We start from the raw sequence: 23,159 nt of genomic DNA, 5'->3' as shown, positions 1-23,159 counted from the left end.
TTACTCTGAACCAAAAATCTCTACTCTTTCACAATGTATAATGTTCTTCTGGTTAGTATAAAATATTCCGCCTTTAGTCGTAGGCATAAATTCTTGCCCGCTCGGGTCAACATACCCCAACGGATTATTCGCAACGCATGCATACCAGTTTAAGCTTTGCGGATCTCTTATCTCACCTTGACACGTATCCTCGCCATTTTGCGTACGTCCGATGATGTTTTTATTCCCATCCCGCTCATAACCAAATTGGTGCAGCGCTGTACTGTCTTGCTCCACCGTAACCCCAGACAAGTCCAGTCCGTTATAGCTGAATCGCGTACTCAGTCCTCTGCTTGAAGACTGACCTTTCAGCAGCCCGTTAGGGGCATAATCAAACGTCATGCTATCCAGTGATCCGCCCGCAGCAGCACTCGCCCCTGCCAAACTCTGCTTGTTGTACTCGTAGGTTATTTTCGTGCCGTCCGGGTATTTCAGTCCGGTCAACGACCCATTTGCTGGATCATAGGCATACGAGGTCGTTCCCTGCCCATCTGTCATGCTGGTTCTGCGTCCTGCACGGTCATAGGTATAATTGGTTTTAAAATCCGGTCCCGCCGCTTCGGTAACCAGCCCACCATAATATTTATTTACAATAACATGAAGTAAGCGCAATTAAGGACTGATAATTAAAAAAGACCACAACACGAAACTATATCGCATTGTGGTAAAATATTCAAAAATCCTATTTCAATATTTGCGCAGTCCCCGCCTCTACATCAATTAGAAAAACTCTGGGATCCATACCATACCTCCCATTATTATGTTCGTCCAGTGTAGACAACTCGTATTGATTCGGTACATATGTCGGTTTTAAAATACCCCAAGCCCAGTCCTCGCTACCTCCACCTGAATAGCCCTCATTTTCCTTTCTAATTGAAATAGGAATATTTTTTTCTTCTCCTGTTGAAATATTTTTTAAGTGTAATTGCTCCCTACAATTCCTCTGGAAAGGATTAATTAAATCAATACGATATTCATATTTTTGATCTGAAGTTAAGCGTACTGGATCACTATCAACATTATCATATAGCCATCCTCGAGTGGGAGTTCCATCTACTAAATAATAAGAAAAAAACAGTAAAGATGCCATCAATATTGCTGACACCACATATTTTATTCCACTAAATGGGGCCCATCCCTGCCAAATATACGTTAACGATATTAATACAATTATAATTGACGGAACTCCAAATAAAACCATTGTAGCGGTTCCCAAGATATCATGTCCATGTTGAAAGCCCCCCGTTGAGCCTAAAATAAACCATATGAAAGCCGCTATATTTATAAGAATAGGTATCATCCATATTATTTTGAACCAGATAGGCATTTTCATTTCCTTCCCTCCAGTCATTAAATTCTCACTAAAATGATTCCTCACATTGTAAAATAACTGATACTGATACTTGAATACCTCAAATACTTACCTTATTTAACAATAAATAAAAACTAGTATTTTTTAATATCAATATTTTCCTTCGTTAGTTGTAATCTTGACAAAGCAAAGAAAAAGGTGGCAACTTTCTGCTGCCACCCTCCAACTTAATATAAAGTTAACAAGAAGTCATAAACCTCTCCATCCAAAGTAAGGAGTAGCCTATATTCACCTACCACCTTCCCTTTATATTCAATTAGTAAATAAGAAATGACATGAACATAATCAAGCACCGGAAAATTATCCAACATTAAAGCAATTTTTTTTAGATATACATCCAAATATTTATCATCATAATCTCCAAAAAACATGTGAAACTCTTCTGCTTGTTCTTTCATATAATTATCGAAGTTTAGAAAGAAATTTTCTAGAGTTCTTTTTTCAACCTGATGATTAACTATCCATTCCTTCAGTTTCCCAACTTCCATCAAACACAAACCTTCCCTAATTAATGTGATTTAACAAATTTGGTAAATATAATATGGCCCGATTTTTGGTCAAGATTACCGTATACTCTTGCATTTCCATATTTACCAACTACTTTAATTTCATATTTATAATATGTGCTGCCTATTTTTTCTCCACTACCAGATAGTGCCTTTATACCATTATCACTCTTAGCACTATTTACAAATCCTTTTTTCATAGCATTTGAGAATTTATTAGCGGCTTCTTTTCCGAATGCATCCTGAATATCAGTATAGGTATCTCTTTTTATCCAAGCTTGCACACAGTTAGTGTTATGAACCCAAATATTAAGATCACTTACAAAGTAGGTATGGAACTCATCAACCGTCATGTTGTAAACCCTAACCTGCTTGTGTTCCAGTTCAATGCTGTCTACCTTGAGTGTATTCCCGTCACTCTGAACAAGCAAGTCACCGGGTTTGAGGTCTTTGACGAACGTCCACCCTTTACCTTCAACATAAAACGGATGATTGAAGGTTGATTCATGACTTGGTAGCCCACATGGATGTTATAAATCTCATCCGTCTTATGGTTAAACGTTGCCGTAACCTCTTTGTAAGCTACGTCGCCAGTCGCTTCACCCTTGGAAAGAAGCTTATCACCGACTTCAATGTCTTCGATATTCTTCTCCCCTTTGTTAGTTATAAACTTGGTTCAGGGAAGAAAGAAGGTAGCAACTATTTCAGCTACTGCGATTGTATCATTAGCTTGCCGCCGTTCAGGTATAGCGATAAGACGGTATTCGGTTTTGTTCTTCAACATGCTGTAAAGGATGTTGACTAGCTATCGCATAATGCAGATGATTGCCTGTTTCTTTTTTTATCTGATGATTTTACGTTATAACGGGGGTGGAACATTAAAATAAAAGGGTATACTATTCAAGACTATACACGTGCCTACAGCTATATTAGAGAAATATTATACGAGGGTAATGAATGTTAAGTTCGATTCTAGGCTCATTCGATAATAGGTGCAGGTGAAAGGAAGACCTTGAGGATAATTCCTCAAGGTCAGAAAAATCAATCCAGTGAAAAATAATCATCATATACTACACCATCAAGAGAGAAAAACAATCTGAACAGCCCAATCGTTCTGGAATTATAAATAATTGGGATGTACGTTACAACATGAATTGATTCATATTCTGGATAATCACTAATCATCAGTGCTACTTGTTGTACTTTAATATCCAAAAACTGTTCACTAAAAGAATTAAAATAGATTTTAAACTCATCTGGAGATTCTTCCATATAATTATTAAACGCAATCCAGAATCCCTCTATTGAACGATGTTCGATATTGTTATTAATAATCCATTCTCTTAATTCCCCGACATTCATAATTATCAACACACCTTTTCTAATGCTTTCCTTTGTCAAATTTGTTAAATATAATTCGATTTAATTTCGCGTCATAGTTACCATAAACCCTCCAATCTCCATACTTACCTTTTATTTTAATTTCATATTTAAAGAAAGAACCTCCTACCTTAACCCCATCTCCTGAAAGGAGTTTGATTCCATTTGCCCCTTGTCCACTAACTAACCCCTTATTCATAGCATCAGTAAACTTGTCTACTGCATCTTTACCAAACTTATTACGAATTTCATTGTACGTGTCATGTTTTATCCATCCAGTACCACAACTGTTATGCGTCCAAATTCCAAGATTCGATACAAAGTACGTATGGAAGTCCTTTACCATAAAATTGTATACAGTAGCATGTTCCTTCTTAACCTCAATTTTCTCAATGTCTAATTCCTTGCCAGCCGAGGTTGTAAGAATATCGCCCACCAATAGGTCTTTGGATTTGACCCAACCTTTGCCGACAATCCAAAACGGATGCTCGTCAGTAGTCGTTATGATTTCGCCGCCGACAGTAATATTATATGTTTCCTTAACATCACGTTGAAAGAGCCATTCAACTTCCTTGTAAGCCATTTCTCCTGTCTCATCGTCTTTGGCTAGGACTCTATCACCTACCTCAATGTCCTCAATCGGTTTCTCCCCTTCATCTGTTTGAACCTCCGTACCCGCTGTAAAGCAATTACATTTACTTATTATATCTTTTGCTGTTTTGCCCGCACCGGCACCTTTACTTTTAGTCACTTTAGCTATGGCAGGTCCTTCTACAAGGGAACCACTTACAAAACTTGCACACTGTACATCATAGTAACAACCCATAACAGCATCAGATATACCTGATTTATCCCATGTAATCCGAGTCGCGCCTTTAGGATACCATGTCCCTTGTTTTACTCCTGCAGCGTAGATAGACCGACCAAAATTAATGGAAATGGAATCTGAAATATAGTCTGCATTTTTACCTGAGCCACTGCAATATCCAGGGTGAGAATAATATTTCCCCCTAACCGTCGCTGTACACCAATTCCCAGTTGGATCACTGTTAGTCAACGGATTATTATGCACATACGTATATCCATTCAAACTTAACGGCTCGTTTATTTCTCCCTGATACGTATCCTCGCCCATAAAACGCGCTGTGCCCGGATCATACCAGCGGGCTCGCAAATACTGGAGTCCAGTCGTGTCGTCCCAATACTCACCAGCATAGCGCAACACGTTCGGAACAGTCTCTTTCACCGTCTTCGGGCCGCCCCAAATGTCGTAGCTGTAGCTGTTCAGCTCCTTGCCCGCACTATCACTCAGGCCCACCACATCCCCGTGGCCGTTCAGTTGGTAATATTGCAGCTGTCCGCTGGCCTTGTCCTGTCTCGCCCACAGTTGACCGGACAAGTCATACACATAAGCATACGTGATCTTCGCCGCTCCACCTTCGACCTCAGCTTCCGCCATCAGCTTCGCTTCTTCATCATAGTAATACCGGGTCGTTTTGCCACCCTCCGTACGCTCGTACAGCAGCCCGTCTCCGTTATAGCTGTATCCGACCTCTTTGCCTTCACCGCTCACATGGGTCAGACGACTGACGGAATCATAGCCATAACTGGCGTTTTCCATGCCGAACACTTTGCCGCTGCCTTCGGCGCTTCGGTTTCCATTCGGATCATAGCCGTAGGTCTTGTTCTTCTCACCTGCGGCTTCGCTGGCCATTCGGTTGGACGGGTCATATCCAAATTGATCCGTGGTTCCGTTTTGTGTACGTCCGATGATGTTTTTATTCCCATCCCGCTCATACCCAAATTGGTGCAATGCCGCACCGCCTTGCTCCACCGTAACTCCGGACAAATCCAGTCCGTTATAGCTGAATCGCGTACTTAGCCCTCGGCTTGAAGCCTGACTTTTCAGCAACCCATTCGGTGCATACTCAAATGTCATACGATCCAGTGAACCACCCGTAGCAGCACTCGCTCCTGCCAGACTCTGTACGCCCGCTGTCCCGGCTCCACTGCTAACGTCCATTTGAGTCACTTGGCCCAAACTATCCAGCTTGGATTGAACGTGCATAGACGTACCAGCACCATCGGTCAGCACATAGCCTGTGCGAGACTGCTTGTTGTACTCGTAGGTTATTTGCGTGCCGTCCGGGTATTTCAGTCCAGTCAACGCCCCATTTGCTGGATCATAGGCATAGGAGGTCATTCCCTGCCCATCTGTCATGCTGGTTCGGCGTCCCGCAAGGTCATAGGTATAATTTGTTTTAAAATCTGGTCCCGCCGCTTCCGTAACCAGCCCACCATAATATTTATTTACAATAGTTTGAAGTAAGCGCAATTAAGGACTGATAATTAAAAAAAGACCACAACACGAAACTATATCGCATTGTGGTAAAATGTTTAAAAATCCTATTTCAATATTTGCACAGTCCCCTCCTCTATATCAATTAGAAAAACTCTGGGATCCATACCATATCGCCCTCTATTATGTTCGTCCAGAGTAGACAACTCGTATTGATTCGGTACTTTTGTCGGTTTTAAAATACCCCAAGACCAATCATTTCCATCACCACCTGAATAACCTTTATTTTCCTTTATAATTGAAATAGCGATATTTTTTTCTTCTCCTGTTGAAATATTTTTCAAATGCAATTGTTCCCTACTATTCCTCTGGAAAGGATTAATTATATCAATGCGATATTCATATTTTTGATCCGACGTTAATCGCACAGGATCACTATCAACATTATCATATAACCACCCTCGGGTAGGAGTACCCTCCACCAAATGATAAGAAAAAAAGAGTAATGATGCCATAAACAGTACTGATACTATATACTTCATTCCGCTGAATGGTGCCCATCCTTGCCAGATATACGTTAGAGATATCAGCACAATGATAATGGATGGAATTCCACATACCATTAATATCACTGTCTCAATTAAATCTTGTCCTCGTTGAAACCCTCCAGTTGATCCTAAAATAAACCAGATTAAGGCTGCTATATTTATAAGAATAGGTACCATCCATATTATTTTGAACCAAACAGGCATTTTACTCATTTACTCCCTCCTGTCTATGTTTCATTAATTTTTACATTTCAATTTACATTAATCAAATCTAAATAGCGCTTACCGCTTAATGTGTAGCTCTATTCTCCATCAAATTTTTATACCTAGTTTCAGAAAAATTATGTTGTAACAAAAGAGGTTTGACATATTTATCCAGTATATTAGGATTACTGTGCATTACAGAATGGGCTTCTATTGGATGTTTAATAAAATACGATGATAATTTCACCTCAATATTTTCAGCACCAGGGTATTTACGTTTTGCATCTCCTAAAACCCAGATACTACCTCCATTAATTTGAACAATATCTTTATAGTTATAAACATTTATATGTTGTCCCACATTTGTTTCCAACCTATATCCCCTTATTGGGGTCGCTATAGTAATAAGTGTATCGACATGCACCCCACGTTTAGCCAAAATATTAGTTGCCATGATGGAAACATTACCTCCGTGACTATGCCCCATGATTCGTATAGGTTCTTTTGGATGAGCCTTGTGATAATTATAAATCTCATTCGCTACTTTTTCTGCACCTTCAACTCGGGCTCCATCACTATTCTTACCGCTCCATCGTGGAGTTTCAATCGGTTCATGAAAAAGCTCTTTTTTAATATACGTTTTACTATTATCCCATGTACTTGGATCAGAAAAAGTGCCATGAACTAGCCAAACTTTATGCCCACTTGGATCAATGTACTTCAATGGATTATTGGCTACATACGCATACCAGTTCAAGCTCTGCGGATCGCTGATCTCCCCCTGATACGTATCCTCGCCCATAAAACGGGCTGTGCCCGGATCGTACCAACGTGCGCGCAAATACTGGAGTCCAGTCGTGTCGTCCCAATACTCGCCAGCATAACGTAGCACGTTCGATACGGTCTCTTTCACCGTCTCCGGGCCGCCCCAAATGTTGTAGCTGTAGCTGTTCAGCTCCTTGCCCGAGCTATCACTTAGGCCTACAACATCACCGTGACCGTTGAGCTGATAATATTGCAGTTGTCCGCTCGCCTTGTCTTGTCTGGCCCACAGTTGACCGGACAAGTCATACACATAGGCGTAGGTGATCTTCGCCGCTCCACCTTCGACCTCAGCTTCTGCCATCAGCTTCTGCCATCAGCTTCGCTTCTTCATCATAGTAATACCGGGTCGTTTTATCGCCCTCCGTACGCTCGTACAGCAGCCCGTCTCCGTTATAGCTGTATCCAACCTCTTTCCCTTCACCGCTCACATGGGTCAGACGACTGACGGAATCATAGCTATAACTGGCGTTTGTCATACCGAACACTCGGCCGCTGCCTTCCGCGCTTCGGTTTCCATTCGGATCGTAGCCGTAGGTCTTGTTCTTCTCACCTGCGGCTTCGCTGGCGATTCGGTTGGACGGGTCATATCCAAATGAATCCGTGGTTCCGTTTTGTGTACGTCCGATGATGTTTTTATTCCCATCCCGCTCATACCCAAATTGGTGTAGCGCTGTACCGCCTTGCTCGACCGTAACCCCGGACAAGTCCAGTCCGTTATAGCTGAATCGCGTACTCAGCCCTCGGCTTGAAGACTGACCTTTCAGCAACCCATTTGGTGCATACTCAAACGTCATGCGGTCCAGTGAACCGCCCGTAGCAGCACTCGCTCCTGCCACACTCTGTACGCCCGCTGTCCCTGTTCCACTGCTAACGTCCATTTGAGTCACTTGGCCCAAGCTGTCCAGCTTCGATTGAACGTGCATAGACGTACCAGCAGCATCGGTCAGCACATAACCTGTGCGAGACTGCTTGTTGTACTCATAGGTTATTTGCGTGCCGTCCGGGTATTTCAGTCCGGTCAACGACCCATTGGATGGATCATAGGCATACGAGGTCGTTCCCTGCCCATCTGTCATGCTGGTTCGGCGTCCCGCAAGGTCATAGGTATAATTTGTTTTAAAATCCGGTCCCGCCACTTCCATAACCAGCCTGGCCACGTTATATTGAAAGGTGATCGCTTGTTTTTTTGTAAATATATAGATAAATTATAATAATAAAATAAAAAACCACAACACGAAACTATATTGCATTGTGGCTAAATGTTTAAAATCTTGTATAGAGAAGAAAGAGCTTGTAGGTGAGACTCTTGGAAATTTTGTCATTTCCCTTTTAAGGTCTTTCACATTTAAGTTTGTATCAATTTATTAAGAGAGTGATACATATTTTCAGTCATAAATACTCCAGTTATCCTCTCATTTACAAAGCGAACTATATCGAGTGGATCATAATCAATATTGGAATCTTTATAAATTAATTTAACGTTTGATACTCCCTTCCGAATCAATGTTTTTCCTAATTCTTTATCTCCCTTATCTAGATAGTGCTTTCCCAAATCAGTGAAGTTAGTAACATGTTTTGGACACTCTTGTATCGACTCATTTAATAATGAATCAAATTTACAAATGTCCATACCCTTGTAATGCCATGCAAGAATGTAAGACAACATGGAGGAAACTTCATAATTTACTGTACTTTTTAGTTCGAGTGCTTTCCTTATCATCTTTTCATCTAAACCGCCTAAATACCAATCGGAGAAGAACAACATTAAAACAAAAAATAACAAATTATCCTTGTGAAAGGCTAGAGCATTGGTGAGATACTTAGTAGCTCGTTCATAATCTTCAATCAAAGAAAGTGTCTCCAAAATGACCAATCTAGCCCAACCATCAACATCATTTGGATTTACTTTCACATAGTCTAGCATTAGCCTTTCTGCTTCCTCAAGAGAGTCCCGACTAACAACTAATTTTGATATAGTTTCTTGCAATTTTATATCTTCCATTTTATCACTCCAATTTATTTAACGAAGTTTCCAATTACCCTGTCAGCAGTTCCCATAAAGGTATTCACGTTAATAACTGTACCATTTTCATTAACGTAAAGTCTTATCGTAACATCATATCCGTTAATATTAGTATGCATTTGGTTTGAACCTTGTTTTAACTTAGAGGAATCTACAGAGCCAATTTTTCCAGTTATACTGCTGCATATTGATTGTTTATCTTTTCCTAACTTCATTATCCCGTATTAATATGGTCGGATGAGAATACATGGCCCTCATATCGCTTAAACAAATCTGTCTTGAAGCTGATTTTTGTAAAGCCTGTTGTTCTTCCCTTACCAGACTTCCCACCTGAATTACCAATCATGCCCATCGCCGCTATCCCAAGGACTTCGGCATCTGTCCAATTTTGGTATGCACTTAACAACTGGTCATACCCCTTCCAAGGTGTTTCAAATGAGATTACTTAAGTCTTTTTGAGCTAAATCAATAGCTACTGCTAATTTGATTTGGTTATTTTTATTTAACTATACAGCTTGAATCCTTGTCATTAATCTAGGTCCACCCTTAATTGTACCTCCTCACTCGACATGTATTGAATGTTATCGTATTCCCATCTCAAATGTCGGTTAATAGCCTTCCCCACTTCATCCCAAGTAGGACGGATACAATCCTTTAAAATCTTATTTACTTCTAGCTCCAACAAAGCTAGGTCAAATTTACTAACAATGAATGTCGCCCTTCCATCAAAAATATTATTTTCACTTAAAAATTTCGCTAGATATTCTGGTGAAACCACTTGGAAATGAAAGCAGTCCGCACCCTTATCATTTACTTCTGAAGTATAAGCTGTTGCTCTCACATTAAAATTAGTCTGCTCTTCTGGATTCCTAACAAAATCAATACCTTTAAGCACAGGTATTATCACACGAATTCCACCTTCAAATCATTTAACTTTTATATGGAAATTTCCACCAATGTTGTTTTCTAAGTTCAATTCTAGTGATCCATCTTTCTTATAGCCATATCTAACAACAAAGTCTGATGATTTTGAGGTTTTGATGAAGCAGGAAGTTACAAAGAAAAGGGTATAAAATTCAATTATTGAGTAGTTTTGTGCGCACATGACATTTTGAGGAAAATTCATAGGTGGATTACGAGGGTTAGGTTAGCTTGGAATTAGTAGTCCGATTCATTCGGCACTGGGTGGGGATAAAAGAAAGACCTTGGAGTCACTATCCACCAAGGTCTCACTAATTATTTAATCCATATTGTTATAATGCAATAATAGCTTTGACACTACTTCGTCGGGTATTATATTACCAAAATTTAATGATACCAAATCAGAGATAGCTGTATCAATTGTTAAACAAGACTCGCTTTTGTAACTACTTATTTCCTCACTTAAACCTACAATACAGATACCGTAGCTCCTTTCTCCCCAAATCGCCCACTTCATTGAAGGTGAAAGCCAAACAACAACTTCCGAATTAAACACAATTGCATCAGCAGGGCTTTCCTCAGGACTTGACTCAATCATTTTCCAGTATTCATCAGCTGTTGCATCCCTTGAAAGGATAAAAAAATTGTAACGTGAAAACTCTTTATAAAAATAATCTACCGGATGTGGGTCTAATACAGCCATGAGAATAAATGGGTCATTTGATAGATTAATGAGCCGCTCAAGTTCATGCCAAAAGGAATAACTCATTGCTTTATCGAAGTCAAATACACATGTTTTTTGAAAAGGCACATTAAAAATTTGCTCAGGTAAACGCTTTTCATGGTCAAACGCTCTTTTAACCAAATTTACTGCTTCTTCAAATTTCTCTTTATCCGAAATTAGTTTGCTCATTTAGGTGACCCCAATCTAACCTTAGTAGTGACCTCCGAAGCTCCCTTAGCCCAAAACTCTGCTGTTTGTTGCCCTTGATTCGACGTGTCACGAACAGTATATCTAGCTCCATCTTTAGAGTAGATAGAAACTTTACCATCTTTACTAACTGCTTTTTTCCAACCATCATTCAAAAGACTCTTCTCGAAATCTGTTCTCGTAACGTCAGTTGAAATATTTCTTACACTTTTCCCTACTGTTATGTCTTTATAACTACAATTCGTATTATGCACCCAAATCCCAAGGTCACTAACAAAATAGGTATGGAACTCATCCACCGTCATGTTATAAACAGTAGCTTGCTCATGCTCCAGTTCGATGCTCTCTATCTTGAGTTTATTCCCATCGCTCTGGACAAGCAAATCACCGACTTGAAGGTCTTTGACGAACGTCCATCCCTGACCGTCCACCCAGAATGGATGGTTAAAGGTAGATTCAATCACTTGGTCGCCAACATGGATTTTGTAAATTTCATCCGTTCCCGTTTCGTGATTGAAGGTCGCCGTAACCTCTTTATAACCGACCTCCCCAGTCTCTTCATTCTTCGAGAGAACCTTATCTCCGACTGTAATGTCTTCGATATTCTTCTCCCCTTCGTCTGTTTGAACCTTCGTACCTGCGGTAAAGCAATTACACCCTCTTGATGATTTTACTTTACTCCCTTTTCCACCAACTTTTACATCACCAATCATCCCCATCGCCGCTATCCCAAGGACTTCGGCATCTGTCCAATTTTGGTATGCACTTAACAACTGTCCTCTTGCCCAATCTGACTTGCCTGCACTATTCTTATAGCCACTCGTTCCCGTTAACAGGTCGTATAAGTAATTATACTGGTTTGCTCCTCCAAAAATGGACACAAAATCGTATCGTTTTCGTATGAAGTCCTTGTATACCTGATAATCCTTATTTTTTGTGGAATTCGTTCTAACTCTTGCATCATTTAATAGTATCCGAAGTTCTTGATAATCAAGGGTCTCAAAAGAATGTCCACTTGGATCAACATAAATTAACGGATTATTCGCTACATACGCATACCAGTTCAAGCTCTGCGGATCGCTCATCTCGCCCTGATACGTATCTTCACCCATAAAACGGGCTGTGCCCGGATCGTACCAACGTGCGCGCAAATACTGGAGTCCGGTCGTATCATCCCAATACTCGCCAGCGTAGCGCAGCACGTTCGGAACAGTCTCTTTCACCGTCTTCGGGCCGCCCCAGATGTCGTAGCTGTAGCTGTTCAGCTCCTTACCCAAGCTATCACTCAGGCCCACCACATCACCGTGGCCATTCAACTGATAATATTGCAGCTGTCCGCTTGACTTGTCTTGTCTCGCCCACAGTTGACCGGACAAGTCATACACGTAGGCATACGTGATCTTCGGCGTTCCACCTTCGACCTCAGCTTCTGCCATTAGCTTCGCTTCTTCATCGTAGTAATACCGGGTCGTTTTGCCACCCTCCGTACGCTCGTACAGCAGCCCGTCTCCGTTATAGCTGTATCCGACCTCTTTTCCTTCACCGCTCACATGGGTCAGACGACTGACGGAATCATAGCCATAACTGGCGTTTTCCATACCGAACACTTTGCCGCTGCCTTCGGCGCTTCGGTTTCCATTCGGATCATAGCCGTAGGTCTTGTTCTTCTCACCTGCGGCTTCGCTGGCCATTCGGTTTGACGGGTCATATCCAAATTGATCCGTGGTTCCGTTTTGTGTACGTCCGATGATGTTTTTATTCCCATCCCGCTCATACCCAAATTGGTGCAATGCCGCACCGCCTTGCTCCACCGTAACTCCGGACAAATCCAGTCCGTTATAGCTGAATCGCGTACTTAGCCCTCGGCTTGAAGCCTGACTTTTCAGCAACCCATTCGGTGCATACTCAAATGTCATACGATCCAGTGAACCACCCGTAGCAGCACTCGCTCCTGCCAGACTCTGTACGCCCGCTGTCCCTGCTCCACTGCTAACGTCCATTTGAGTCACTTGGCCCAAACTATCCAGCTTGGATTGAACGTGCATAGACGTACCAGCACCATCGGTCAGCACATAGCCTGTGCGAGACTGCTTGTTGTACTCGTAGGTTATTTGCGTGCCGTCCGGGTATTTCAGTCCGGTCAACGCCCCATTTGCTGGATCATAGGCATAGGAGGTCATTCCCTGCCCATCTGTCATGCTGGTTCGGCGTCCCGCAAGGTCATAGGTATAATTTGTTTTAAAATCTGGTCCCGCCGCTTCCGTAACCAGCCCGTTCGTATTATATTCAAAAGTGATCGCTTGCGATTTCCCTGTCAGCATACGGGTGATATTGCCATCCGTATCGTAAATATTTAGCGTCGTTCCTCCACTGGATTTCTCCAGCAGCATGCGTCTGCCCAGCTCATCATACGAGTACAGATTCTTTTGCCCGTCAGGATACTGAACGGTCTTCAAATTTCCAGCCAGATCATACATATAGCTGGTCTTTTGTCCAGATGGATCTGTGACGGAGGTCATTTGTCCCAGTGCATCGTAATCATAGGTCATACGTTGGCCGTTACCGTCCGTCCGGCTAGTGACCCTACCCGCATGATTGTAAGCGAACGACTCCAGCGGCTGAAAGGAGCCATTGTTAGCTTCTTGAGTGGAAGTCACACGGCCTAAAGCATCCGATACCTCACGCACACGATAACCAGCTGCATCCGTATAAGTGACCGTTCGATTCACCGCATGATACGCCACGGTATCTGCTGTTCCATCCGCATAGGTCGCCTTCACAGGCCGTCCAAAAGCATCGTAGGCGTAGCGAGTGGTGGCTTGTTCGGCATCCGTGCTTTCGACCATATCTCCATGATCATCATAACCATATCCGTAGATCGCATCGTCCACCTGTTGCTGGAGCAGCTGTCCGAATGGGTTATACAGTCTTTCAGCACTCACGCCATCCGGTCCGGTGACGGTGACATCGTTCGTATCATCCTTGTATACCACAACCGTTTGAGTGCCATTCGGATAAGTAACCTTCGTTACACGCCCCAACGCGTCATACACATAGGACTCCGTTTTGCGCTTGGCATCTTTCTCCGGTCGGATAGTAGTCATACGTATACTCAACACCTTTAGGCAAAAGCTGCCTTGTCGGGAGCTGAGAACCATAGGAAGATTTATAATCTATAGAAACATCCGTATAGTTTCTGTCGTCAATGAGAACCTTCTGACTGCTTACATTCCCTTTTGCATTGTAAAAAGTATAGCTGTGTGATAAAAGCTTCCCCTGCGCTGTGCCTTCATAGTTTTTTAGTTCATTCAATGTGCCCTCTGCTTTATAGGTTCGAACTGTCGTTCCGGTTTTTCCTTCACTGATTTGGCTAACCGTCTGAACGGGTTGTACCCAGAAAAAAGGCTCACTAGAGGTTTTATACGTATGAACCGTCTCCGACCCCGTACTTTGGGATATTTTCAAAGGGAGACCATATTCATTGTACTCATAAGAGGTCGTGACAGGCTCGGATGAAGAACCCCCCCTCCGTATAGGACTCTCGCATTTGCGCAGGCAAATTCCAGTCCATGGCGTCCTTATACGTGTAGTCTACATGATACCCGGTGGAATCTCCCTCTTGATCATAGCGGTTAAGAACCGATTTGTCGGGCGCATGCTCTCCTCTAAAGGTTTTAGCGAAATGGAAGGTTTCTGTTGTACGTGTTCCTGTAGCAACCACCGTCCATTCAGCGTTTTTGCCATAGCTGGCTAGATCTTCTCCCGAATAGGTGAGATCGGTTTGATTTAAAAAACGGTTACCTGCCGTTGTACTGTACACATCTGCGCGTGAAATCACTTTAAACACGCCTTGTGTACCGTATACGCCTATGCGCTTGTTGTAGGCTTCATAACGAATGTCAGTCATGGACGAAGTAGGTCGTACAATTCGTGTCAGCAGCGCGGTTGCATTGGGCTGTAAGGCTCCCGTTTTCCCTTCACGATCTGCTACCAAATTAAACGGAGCATCCATGAAGGTATACGTATAGCTGGTGCTTCGTGACAGGGAATCCAGCACTTCCGTTAGCACCTTGCTGCTTCCCTCGCCATTTTGACGATAGGTGTACTGATGGTCCGTTCCCTGCTCCTTGACTACAAGCTGTCCGGCATTGTAAGTGAAGCCAAGCTCTCTGCCATCATTATTTCGAATCGAACGAATGAGCTTAGCTCCACCAGAGCTTGTATAATCCAATTCTACCCGATTCTTATACGCATCCTGAATTAAAATCAAATAACCGTCCTGATCGAGATAATAGTCATTTCCATTCAGCTCAGATATTTTGTATTCACTTCGTATTCCCTGCACGCTTGCGCTTTGATCTGTACTGATCTTCAGATCTTTGTATGCATATCCTTCAAGCTTCAAATCATTTTTCAGTTCATAGGAGCCTGTTCCAGGCATGTACAAATACCGTTTACCGTCCTGTTTCTGCATATGTGGAAGATCCCATTTCCAGCCTCGTCCCAGACTTGAAGCTGCTTCCTCCTCGCGGATGGCACTTGTGTTTGTATATGCCCCCCTCATTTTGCTGCACACCAATCTGGTTATTGGCCAATGAACTGTTGTACACACGAGTCAGTGCAAAGGGCAATGACCCTGGCAGCACGAGGTCCGTATTTTGAACAACAAGCTGTCCAGAAGCGGTGGATACACTGTTGTCACCGTAATCCAGCCCATAACGCGAAGTATCATCACTTAACCTGCTTTGTGCAAGCGCTGCCTGATCCAAAGGAGCATACACATCTGTTGCAGCAGATACCTGTAGCAAGCTTTGTTTAAGTAAAGCCTGCCCGATCAGGCCGTTTTCTTCTGGAATCGGTGCATACACGGAATCATGTACGCTGGGTAAGGATGGTATACCTGCCTCAGTCGTCTCAGGGACCAGCGATGGTTCCTCACCCTTATCCAGCGGTTTGGGATTCACCACTTCATCCTGAACGGGCTTTTCACCTGCCTTTAGTTCAGCCGGCTCCTTGGACGGTTCCATCTTCGCTTTTGTGCTCAATTCAAGCCCATTTTGCTGTACCCACAAGGCAGGACTTTGTTCCGGTAATGAGTTTTCCCCACCATCTTTTTGCCATGCTTTATAAATATCATATAAAGTATAGCCCTTGGATAACTGTGTATTGATCCAAGCCTGATCCTTACCCGTTTGCTGTGCAAGCCATGCTCTGGTAATAATCTGTGGAGTGGAAGACGAAGAAGCCTGAGAAGCCGCTGCCTCTCCTTTCCCTTCCTCTCCATATGCCCATGTACTCCATGTACTCCATGGACCCAGCAACATTGCCACACATAATAGACTACAAATATAACGTTTAAACACATGCTCACCCCTATTTAATTTGTAAAAGGAAATACCTTTTTCAGCCGCATACTGACGTTTCCGTTTAAATCATAATGCAGCTCGATTTGATCTCCGGTGGAAAAAATAACTTTATTCAGTCGGTTCCCTTTGCCGTATTCATATGAAGTATCCTTGCCAAGCGACATATGTGCTTCCTTAATTACGGTTTGTAATGCGCCACTGTTGGCTTCTGTCAGCTTTACATAAACGGTTTGTCCTGTCTTCATCTCATACTCTAAAACAGTGAAATTCCAACCATATATTTGCTCTTGCTCTGTTGAGGAGACAAGCTGATTAGAAAAATCTGGGTCCGTAAACAAGGTTACAATAGGCTGCTGCACAGCATAGTTGGATTTTTCCATCACCGCAAAACGGTACATTCCGTCTTCTTTGGGTGTAAAACGATATTTCCCTTGCTGACCTACTGTAAAGTCAGCTTCCTTTTCTATGAGCTCAATGAGCTCGTCCAGCTTGCTGTCATCTTTATTTTTCATAGCAAACACACGATAAGGCGCTCCAAAGTTAACAGCAGGAGTAGCTGCCGCTACGGCAAGATGAATGTTTGCTTTACCTGGCACTTGCTGTAGATTATCTGTCGCCTCTTTATGTTCACGAATCACTTTTCCAGCCTGATCCGTAACGGTATACTGATACGTTCCACCAGCCGTCTCTGCATTCGTCAAGACAGGGGCTGCCTCGCTTCCGCGATTGATCCATACTTCCTGCTTTTCGCCGGACAAAGACGTTTTTAACAACGCAGGTTCTGGGCTTGGCTCCGCTTTAATGTCATTGTTGAAATAAAAGGTCACAGCTTGCGGTGAAGTGACGGTCACAACGAGCGTACCTCCAGCTCCAAGTGAGATTTTGGGTAAAGAAGCATCCATTCCTGCTCCATCCACCTTGGAATTCACACCGCTACCTGCTCCATATACGAGATAGTCATAAAGGCGACTTTCGTTTGAAGCATCTGTGGTCAACGAGGAAGCCTGTGAGCCAGTATTATTGAATACATAGCTTTCTCCCTGCTTGACGGTAATCTGATTGCCTGTCGGTACCTCGGCAGCCTCAACATCGAATATCCCCCATACGGCTCCAAAAGTCACAGGTATTTCCGATACCGTCGTAACGATGGCATAGCCGCCAGCCTGAACTAGTGGCAACTGAGTCGTATCAATCGCTTGACTGTATATCGTCCCATCTTCCAGATAGTTAGTGTAACTCCATTTCATCCCGGTGGAAGAAAGTACGTCCAAAGCCTTGGCATTCGGACTTCTGTTGATAAATTTCCGGCTTTCTCCCTGCTTTAACGTAATCCGATAAAATGCCATTTGCGCGCTGAGTAAAGCCTTTACCTTAGTGCTATGGCTAAAGGTGATAGGCCGATCCGAAACATTCGTTACAATACCAACACCATTCTCGATAATTTCCGGGTCAGCCAAGGTATTAAAATGATCGGCTGCGAGTAGCCTAAGTCCCTTGTAGCTGGCAAAATCAAATCTAGAGCTTCCACTGCTTTTGTTACGACGCAGCGTTTGCGATGTATTGTCATGATTCTCAAAAATATAGGAATCCCACGGCTGCAAAGTCGTTTCCTGAAGTGGGTCACCATCATCTCCTTGACCATGGAAGCTCCGATAAATACCGCCGAATGTAATCGGCGTATCACCTGTTACCGTAAGAAGAGCTGTCTTTCCAGCACCAACCTGAGGGGCTGTACTTGTATCACTGCGCCTGGATTGCTCTGTACCATCCACTTTATACAGAACCGCTTCAAATTTACCTTTAACGGTTTTGGCGGTGCTGTGCAGATTCCTTAAACGATTACTGATATTGGTATACGCATAGCTTTCACCTTTCGACAGTGTTACGCGTAAAAAGGCAGGATCACTGCTCGTTTCCCAGGAAAAATCGTCCGTATAGTCAAAGATAATGGGACTCGGGCCAATCACAGTCACAATGGCATATCCCGAAGCCGGGATCATAGGACCTGCCTGACTGTTAAAACCGTAAGTGTATACCGTTCCATCTGACTTATAGATAACATAATCGAACAAATTTCCAGTCTTTCTGGAGTTATTGTAGATCGGATTCATCAGCGTGCCGTTATTATGGAAAATGTAACTCTTGCCTGCCTCAAACTCGACGCGGCTGATCGCATATCCGCCCACAGGACGGGCAATAAAGTTACGATAAGGAGCGCCGTATGTAACCGGATTGGCAGTGACCTGAGTAATTACCGCGTATCTGTCCACACCAATCTGCGGCTTCCCCGAAGTGCCACTACCGCGTGAAGACTCCGTTCCATTTGCCAGGTAAACAACGTAGTCAAGCTTATCCTTGGTTGTCCCATCGCTCTCAATCGTGTCCAATCTGGTTCCCACATTGATAAACTGGTAGCTTTCTCCTTGATTTAAGGTAACCCGTGCATAAGCCGGCTCTCCGGTGTTTTCTATACTGTATTTGCCATACGGAAATCCGAAGCTAACCACGTTTGCAGTGGAGCCTGTAATAATCAGCTCTTCGTCATCCGCAAAAGTAGGGTGAGCAATACTATTAAGACCCGATGCGACTAAAGTTCCATCCTCTTTATATTTTGCATAGTCAAAACGGCGATTGTCCGCGCTCGAAGCATTATGCAAAATGGTACGGCTGCCCGCCCCCTCATTTACAATGCGATAACTCTCGTCCTTAAAGACAGTAATGCGCTCCAGTGCCGGATTCTCGGAGGTGCTGTAGGTAAATTGAGGCTTAACCGATACGACCAGAGGCCCTGCTCCTGTAGCCGTTATAAAAGAAGAACCTCCTCCCGGAACCACAGTTGAAGTGGAAGTGTGATCCAGATAGGCTACATTTATAGACCCATCTGCTTTATAAGTGACCAGGTCATAAGTAACATCATTTTTTGTTGATGCATTACTGGTTATTGATCTACCAGCAGTATCTATATTCTCAAATTCATAGGTCTCTCCGGGATGAATGACGAGCGTCGTGTTATCCACCGCTGCCAAGCTCATCATCAGTGCGTTATAGACGCTGTTTGTCGCAGAAGTGGACGGGGTGAAAGAAACGGTTCCATCAGAAACCTCAAATTCCTCCTGTACCGTATCCACTTGATCCAGTTGCATTCCGTCCCTTAAATCTTGTTCCTCCGCTCCTGCCACACCAGGCAAGCACAACAAAGTGTTTGCTGCCAAAAGTGCCGTCAGAAACCATACCATTATCTTTTTACAAACCATCTGACTGGATAACCTCCTCTTGTCATTCAGGAAATAGTTGGGTACACTTGGAGTCCCCTATCCATTTCTCTCTCTTATAAGCCTTACAATCATAAAAAAAGAACATCTTTCCTTCATTTCCATAATAAATACGACAATTTAATATATCGGCCCCTTAAACGCCCCTTTTCATAGGTCAAATGGACCTTATTTTCCATAAACCGGTTAAGCCCATGGGATTAAAAGAAAATCAGGAGGGGAGTCACTTGCAAAGCCCCCTTCGGGTATAGTAGTATGTGGTTAAAAAAATCGGAGGATATATGCCTAAACAACAAGATAAACATTCCATTCAGGCGTGGTCTCTGATCAATCGCAAATATTTGGGAAAAGGTGTGCGCGTCAAACGTTTTCGCAAGCCGACACGCTGTCAAGTGCGCAATCGTGTTCTGCTAGCCGTTTTGATGGCTAATGACATTAAACTGTCTCAGCTTGCCGAGGAGCTTTCCATTTCCTCCCGTAGCGTCAGCGCGTGGGTATATGAAGGTCGTATTCCCGGCAACACTAATCTGGAAAAAGCTTGTAATACACTTGGTTATCCGCACCATATTCTGTTTAATGAAGAGGTTGTCCGGCGTTCACCGCTCATCTGTCAGCCATCACCGTCCCGTTTTATGAAACGGACTGTGACTCGTTCCCCGGTCAAAAACCGGATTTTGGCGGGTCTATGTATGGTCCATGATATTTCGGTGACCGATGTCAGTCATTGGATTGGCGTTCATCCCGGCACATTTCGAAAATGGTTGCACCAGGGTACCGTTCCTTCTCAAACCTTCCAGGATCAGGCGGAACAGTTTTTCCGCATTCCAAAATCCATCTTGTTTGCTGATGCCATGCTGAAAAAGTGAGAATGCCCGTTAAACCTAAACGATTGTACTTTACCTGAAAGTCTATGAAAGGAACGCATTACCATCTTTCATTTCATAAGACTTTCGCCTGTTGCAAATCATGGAATATAAGAACAAAGAAAGCACAGTCTGCCATTTTCCCGGCGTACTGTGCTTTTTTAGATACCTTATCTTTTTAAGAATGAGTGCTTGCCGCTTGTGTAGAACGTCCGGCTTCTTCCTTAATCGCCTTCAGCTTCTTCATCACCGGATTGCCTCCACGTCCAAAGTAGTCGTGAAGACGGCTGTATTCCTCGTACAGCTTATCATAGACGGCCGCGTTCTCCGGGATCGGTTTGAAGCTCTCGTCCCGTACACGAGCCATATGGCGCGCTGCTTCGACGATATCGTCATACCCTCCGGCCTCTGCTCCCGCAGCCACTGCCGCGAACATCGCTGCGCCCAGGGCAGGGGTTTGAGTAGAAGCCGCCACTTTGATCTCCCGTCCGGTTACATCGGCATAAATTTGCATCAAGAGACGGTTTTTCTGCGGCAATCCACCGCATGCATACAATACATCTACCGGCACGCCGTTGTGATGGAACGCATCGACGATTTTACGTGTACCGAACGCTGTGGCTTCCAGCAATGTACGATACACTTCCTCCGGCTTCGTCAGCAGCGTATAGCCGACAATAAGACCCGTCAGGTTCGTATCCACCAGCACAGAACGGTTGCCGTTCCACCAATCCAGCGCAAGCAATCCGGTTTCGCCCGGTTTGTACGCTGCCGCTTTGCGCTCCAGCCACACATGGACGTTCACGCCTTCTGCCGCAGCCTGCTCCTTCACCTCACCGGGAACAGCATGCTCAACGAACCATGCGAAAATATCTCCTACCGCCGACTGACCAGCCTCATAGCCGTAATAGCCCGGGATAATTCCGTTTTCTACAACACCGCACATGCCTTCGACTTCTTTTTCTTCCTCACCGAGCAGCATATGACAAATAGAAGTTCCCATAGACATGACCAGCTTACCTGGTGTAACGACACCTACCGCCGGAACAGCCGCATGTGCATCCACGTTACCTACTGCTACTGCAGTTCCCGGATTCAGCCCGAGCTTTGCAGCCATGTCCTCTGTTAATCCACCTGCACGGCTACCCAAGTCATAAACTTCACCACGCAGCTTCGTATCTGTCAAATTTTCCAGACGAGGATCGAGCGCTTTGAAAAACTCACGGTCCGGATAACCGTCACGATGATGGTAAATGGACTTGTAACCCGCTGTACATTGATTACGTTTCAGTTCTCCACTAAGCTGGGAAATAACCCAGTCGGTCGCTTCTACAAAGCGATCTGTCTGATCATAAATATCCGGCGCCTCGTTCAGAATTTGCCAAATTTTTGCGATCATCCATTCGGATGAAATTTTACCACCATAACGGGGCTGAAATGCCTCTCCGCGTTGTGTGGCAATTTCATTCAGACGATCCGCTTCATCCTGCGCTGCATGGTGCTTCCACAGTTTTACCCAGCTATGCGGGTTATCCTTCAGGTTCTCGTCAAAACACAATGGTTGTCCCTGCGCATCGATTGGCAGCATCGTACATGCTGTAAAATCAATCCCGATCCCGATGATGTCGTCAGGAGAAATCCCCGTCTCCTTCATGACAGCAGGTACAGAAGTCGTCAGCACTTCAATATAGTCAGCCGGATGCTCCAGCGCCCAGTCCATTTCCAGCTTGCGTCCGCTGCCAGGCAGCACTTCATCAATAACCCCATGGCGATATGGTGTTACGTGTGTAGCAATTTCAGCTCCGTTAGAGAGGTCAACAATGACCGCGCGCCCGGACTCTGTTCCATAATCGACACCAATGGTATACTTGCTCATTTGTGTGTCTCCTCCTTTTTCGTTTGACCATAGTAGGCGTTCGCTCCATGCTTGCGCAGAAAATGCTTATCCAGCAGCGCCTGATCCATAGAGGTTAATTCCGGGTTCAGCGCGAAGGAACGGTACGCCATCTTGGCTACTTCCTCCAGCACCACCGCATTATGAACGGCATCATCGGCATTTTTTCCCCCAAGCGAACGGTGCATGCTGATTAACGAGTACACCTGGAATATCCGCTGGACTAATATCCTGAAACGTCTCAATAATCACATGTCCCGTCTCCAGCTCATACTCTCCGGCAATTTCCTCTGAAGTCATCGCGCGAGTACACGGAATCGTTCCATAAAAATAATCACCCTGTGTTGTCCCTAATGCAGGAATCGCGCGTCCTGCCTGTGCCCAGCTTGTGGCCCAAGAGGAATGCGTGTGTACAATACCACCGATTTGTGGAAACGCACGGTACAGTGCCAGATGTGTAGGTGTATCTGATGAAGGACGAAGGTCCCCTTCAACAATATCGCCTTGCAAATTGAGTACAACCAATTGCTCTGCTTTCAGCTCCTCATAGGCCACACCACTTGGCTTGATTACAACCAGTCCCTGCTCACGGTCGATACCGCTTACATTTCCCCACGTAAAAGTAACCAGACCATGCTTGGGAAGAGCCAGATTGGCCTCCCATACTTCCTGTTTTAATTGTTCTAACATGTATAAGACACTCCTTTTACTATCAT

At 44.0% G+C, this 23,159-nt stretch carries 19 protein-coding genes and 3 pseudogenes; 1 reads left to right on the top strand and 21 read right to left on the bottom strand.

Annotated elements, in window-relative coordinates; all coding sequences use genetic code 11:
* The 19 genes and pseudogenes from QMK20_RS08990 to QMK20_RS08900 all read right to left on the bottom strand — a co-directional run bounded on the left by QMK20_RS08990 (position 1) and on the right by QMK20_RS08900 (position 19,668).
* The gene (locus tag QMK20_RS08990) at positions 1-651 is read right to left on the bottom strand and encodes an RHS repeat domain-containing protein (protein ID WP_283655448.1); all 651 of its coding nucleotides are present in this window, start codon (positions 649-651) and stop codon (positions 1-3) included.
* A 70-nt stretch (positions 652-721) separates the two neighbouring features.
* Positions 722-1,372: a hypothetical protein gene (locus QMK20_RS08985; protein WP_283655447.1), complete on the bottom strand. Its 651-nt coding sequence runs from the start codon at positions 1,370-1,372 to the stop codon at positions 722-724.
* A gap of 206 nt (positions 1,373-1,578) precedes the next feature.
* Positions 1,579-1,899 carry a hypothetical protein gene (locus QMK20_RS08980; RefSeq protein ID WP_283655446.1) on the bottom strand — a complete coding sequence of 107 codons (321 nt, stop codon included), beginning with the start codon at positions 1,897-1,899 and terminating at the stop codon, positions 1,579-1,581.
* Between the two features lie 20 nt (positions 1,900-1,919).
* Positions 1,920-2,270, bottom strand: a complete 351-nt coding sequence (locus QMK20_RS08975) for a hypothetical protein (protein ID WP_283656364.1) — start codon at positions 2,268-2,270, stop codon at positions 1,920-1,922.
* Positions 2,271-2,551 (bottom strand): annotated as a pseudogene (locus QMK20_RS08970) (polymorphic toxin-type HINT domain-containing protein); the annotation flags it as partial.
* Between the two features lie 407 nt (positions 2,552-2,958).
* Positions 2,959-3,279 (bottom strand): hypothetical protein, encoded by a 321-nt coding sequence (locus tag QMK20_RS08965; protein WP_283655445.1) that lies wholly within the window; start codon positions 3,277-3,279, stop codon positions 2,959-2,961.
* 19 nt (positions 3,280-3,298) lie between these two features.
* Positions 3,299-5,593: pseudogene (locus QMK20_RS08960) on the bottom strand (polymorphic toxin-type HINT domain-containing protein); the annotation flags it as partial.
* Positions 5,594-5,703: 110 nt separating this feature from the next.
* Entirely contained in the window at positions 5,704-6,357 is a 654-nt protein-coding gene (locus QMK20_RS08955) for a hypothetical protein (protein ID WP_283655443.1), read from the bottom strand.
* A 76-nt stretch (positions 6,358-6,433) separates the two neighbouring features.
* Positions 6,434-7,474 (bottom strand): RHS repeat-associated core domain-containing protein, encoded by a 1,041-nt coding sequence (locus QMK20_RS08950; RefSeq protein ID WP_283655442.1) that lies wholly within the window; start codon positions 7,472-7,474, stop codon positions 6,434-6,436.
* Positions 7,461-8,315, bottom strand: a complete 855-nt coding sequence (locus QMK20_RS08945) for a hypothetical protein (RefSeq protein WP_283655441.1) — start codon at positions 8,313-8,315, stop codon at positions 7,461-7,463. The genes QMK20_RS08950 and QMK20_RS08945 overlap by 14 nt, the downstream gene beginning before the upstream one ends.
* A 203-nt stretch (positions 8,316-8,518) precedes the next feature.
* Positions 8,519-9,175 carry a tetratricopeptide repeat protein gene (locus tag QMK20_RS08940; protein ID WP_283655440.1) on the bottom strand — a complete coding sequence of 219 codons (657 nt, stop codon included), beginning with the start codon at positions 9,173-9,175 and terminating at the stop codon, positions 8,519-8,521.
* A 235-nt stretch (positions 9,176-9,410) separates the two neighbouring features.
* A complete protein-coding gene (locus tag QMK20_RS08935; RefSeq protein WP_283655439.1) occupies positions 9,411-9,602 on the bottom strand; it encodes a hypothetical protein in 192 nt (63 codons plus the stop codon).
* Positions 9,603-9,725: 123 nt separating this feature from the next.
* Positions 9,726-10,103, bottom strand: coding sequence for an Imm8 family immunity protein (locus tag QMK20_RS08930; protein WP_283655438.1), 378 nt, complete (start codon positions 10,101-10,103; stop codon positions 9,726-9,728).
* A 333-nt stretch (positions 10,104-10,436) separates the two neighbouring features.
* Positions 10,437-11,030: a hypothetical protein gene (locus tag QMK20_RS08925; protein ID WP_283655437.1), complete on the bottom strand. Its 594-nt coding sequence runs from the start codon at positions 11,028-11,030 to the stop codon at positions 10,437-10,439.
* Positions 11,027-14,152, bottom strand: coding sequence for a polymorphic toxin-type HINT domain-containing protein (locus QMK20_RS08920; protein ID WP_283655436.1), 3,126 nt, complete (start codon positions 14,150-14,152; stop codon positions 11,027-11,029). The genes QMK20_RS08925 and QMK20_RS08920 overlap by 4 nt, the downstream gene beginning before the upstream one ends.
* Complete coding sequence (locus QMK20_RS08915) at positions 14,094-14,513, bottom strand: hypothetical protein (RefSeq protein WP_283655435.1); 420 nt, start codon at positions 14,511-14,513, stop codon at positions 14,094-14,096. Before QMK20_RS08915 ends, QMK20_RS08920 begins: the two co-directional genes overlap by 59 nt.
* Before the next feature lie 22 nt (positions 14,514-14,535).
* Complete coding sequence (locus QMK20_RS08910; RefSeq protein ID WP_283655434.1) at positions 14,536-15,522, bottom strand: hypothetical protein; 987 nt, start codon at positions 15,520-15,522, stop codon at positions 14,536-14,538.
* Positions 15,503-16,411, bottom strand: a complete 909-nt coding sequence (locus QMK20_RS08905) for a DUF6531 domain-containing protein (protein ID WP_283655433.1) — start codon at positions 16,409-16,411, stop codon at positions 15,503-15,505. The genes QMK20_RS08910 and QMK20_RS08905 overlap by 20 nt, the downstream gene beginning before the upstream one ends.
* 14 nt (positions 16,412-16,425) lie before the next feature.
* Positions 16,426-19,668 (bottom strand): hypothetical protein, encoded by a 3,243-nt coding sequence (locus QMK20_RS08900; RefSeq protein WP_283655432.1) that lies wholly within the window; start codon positions 19,666-19,668, stop codon positions 16,426-16,428.
* A 299-nt stretch (positions 19,669-19,967) separates the two neighbouring features.
* Between QMK20_RS08900 and QMK20_RS08895 the strand changes: the two genes are divergently transcribed.
* Complete coding sequence (locus tag QMK20_RS08895; RefSeq protein ID WP_014280814.1) at positions 19,968-20,552, top strand: helix-turn-helix domain-containing protein; 585 nt, start codon at positions 19,968-19,970, stop codon at positions 20,550-20,552.
* A 175-nt stretch (positions 20,553-20,727) separates the two neighbouring features.
* On the opposite strand, the gene QMK20_RS08890 is transcribed toward QMK20_RS08895, so the two are convergent.
* Complete coding sequence (locus QMK20_RS08890; protein WP_283655431.1) at positions 20,728-22,425, bottom strand: ribulokinase; 1,698 nt, start codon at positions 22,423-22,425, stop codon at positions 20,728-20,730.
* Positions 22,422-23,133, bottom strand: a pseudogene (gene araD / locus QMK20_RS08885) (L-ribulose-5-phosphate 4-epimerase). Before araD ends, QMK20_RS08890 begins: the two are co-directional and overlap by 4 nt.
* Positions 23,134-23,159 lie beyond the last annotated feature (26 nt).

The organism is Paenibacillus sp. RC334 (genome assembly GCF_030034735.1).
GTDB lineage: Bacteria > Bacillota > Bacilli > Paenibacillales > Paenibacillaceae > Paenibacillus > Paenibacillus terrae_A.
The sequence above is the reverse complement of the archived record's forward strand: the minus strand, read 5'-3'. Positions and strand labels throughout refer to the sequence as shown.

What these genes read in the sequence shown, in the direction of transcription:
- QMK20_RS08985 (WP_283655447.1), bottom strand. Translation starts at nt 1,372, where the DNA reads ATGAAAATGCCTATCTGGTTCAAAATAATATGGATGATACCTATTCTT.
- QMK20_RS08980 (WP_283655446.1), bottom strand. Translation starts at nt 1,899, where the DNA reads ATGGAAGTTGGGAAACTGAAGGAATGGATAGTTAATCATCAGGTTGAA.
- QMK20_RS08975 (WP_283656364.1), bottom strand. Translation starts at nt 2,270, where the DNA reads ATGACGGTTGATGAGTTCCATACCTACTTTGTAAGTGATCTTAATATT.
- QMK20_RS08965 (WP_283655445.1), bottom strand. Translation starts at nt 3,279, where the DNA reads ATGAATGTCGGGGAATTAAGAGAATGGATTATTAATAACAATATCGAA.
- QMK20_RS08955 (WP_283655443.1), bottom strand. Translation starts at nt 6,357, where the DNA reads ATGAGTAAAATGCCTGTTTGGTTCAAAATAATATGGATGGTACCTATT.
- QMK20_RS08950 (WP_283655442.1), bottom strand. Translation starts at nt 7,474, where the DNA reads ATGGCAGAAGCTGAGGTCGAAGGTGGAGCGGCGAAGATCACCTACGCC.
- QMK20_RS08945 (WP_283655441.1), bottom strand. Translation starts at nt 8,315, where the DNA reads ATGGAAGTGGCGGGACCGGATTTTAAAACAAATTATACCTATGACCTT.
- QMK20_RS08940 (WP_283655440.1), bottom strand. Translation starts at nt 9,175, where the DNA reads ATGGAAGATATAAAATTGCAAGAAACTATATCAAAATTAGTTGTTAGT.
- QMK20_RS08925 (WP_283655437.1), bottom strand. Translation starts at nt 11,030, where the DNA reads ATGAGCAAACTAATTTCGGATAAAGAGAAATTTGAAGAAGCAGTAAAT.
- QMK20_RS08920 (WP_283655436.1), bottom strand. Translation starts at nt 14,152, where the DNA reads ATGACTACTATCCGACCGGAGAAAGATGCCAAGCGCAAAACGGAGTCC.
- QMK20_RS08910 (WP_283655434.1), bottom strand. Translation starts at nt 15,522, where the DNA reads ATGCAGAAACAGGACGGTAAACGGTATTTGTACATGCCTGGAACAGGC.
- QMK20_RS08900 (WP_283655432.1), bottom strand. Translation starts at nt 19,668, where the DNA reads ATGGTTTGTAAAAAGATAATGGTATGGTTTCTGACGGCACTTTTGGCA.
- QMK20_RS08895 (WP_014280814.1), top strand. Translation starts at nt 19,968, where the DNA reads ATGCCTAAACAACAAGATAAACATTCCATTCAGGCGTGGTCTCTGATC.
- QMK20_RS08890 (WP_283655431.1), bottom strand. Translation starts at nt 22,425, where the DNA reads ATGAGCAAGTATACCATTGGTGTCGATTATGGAACAGAGTCCGGGCGC.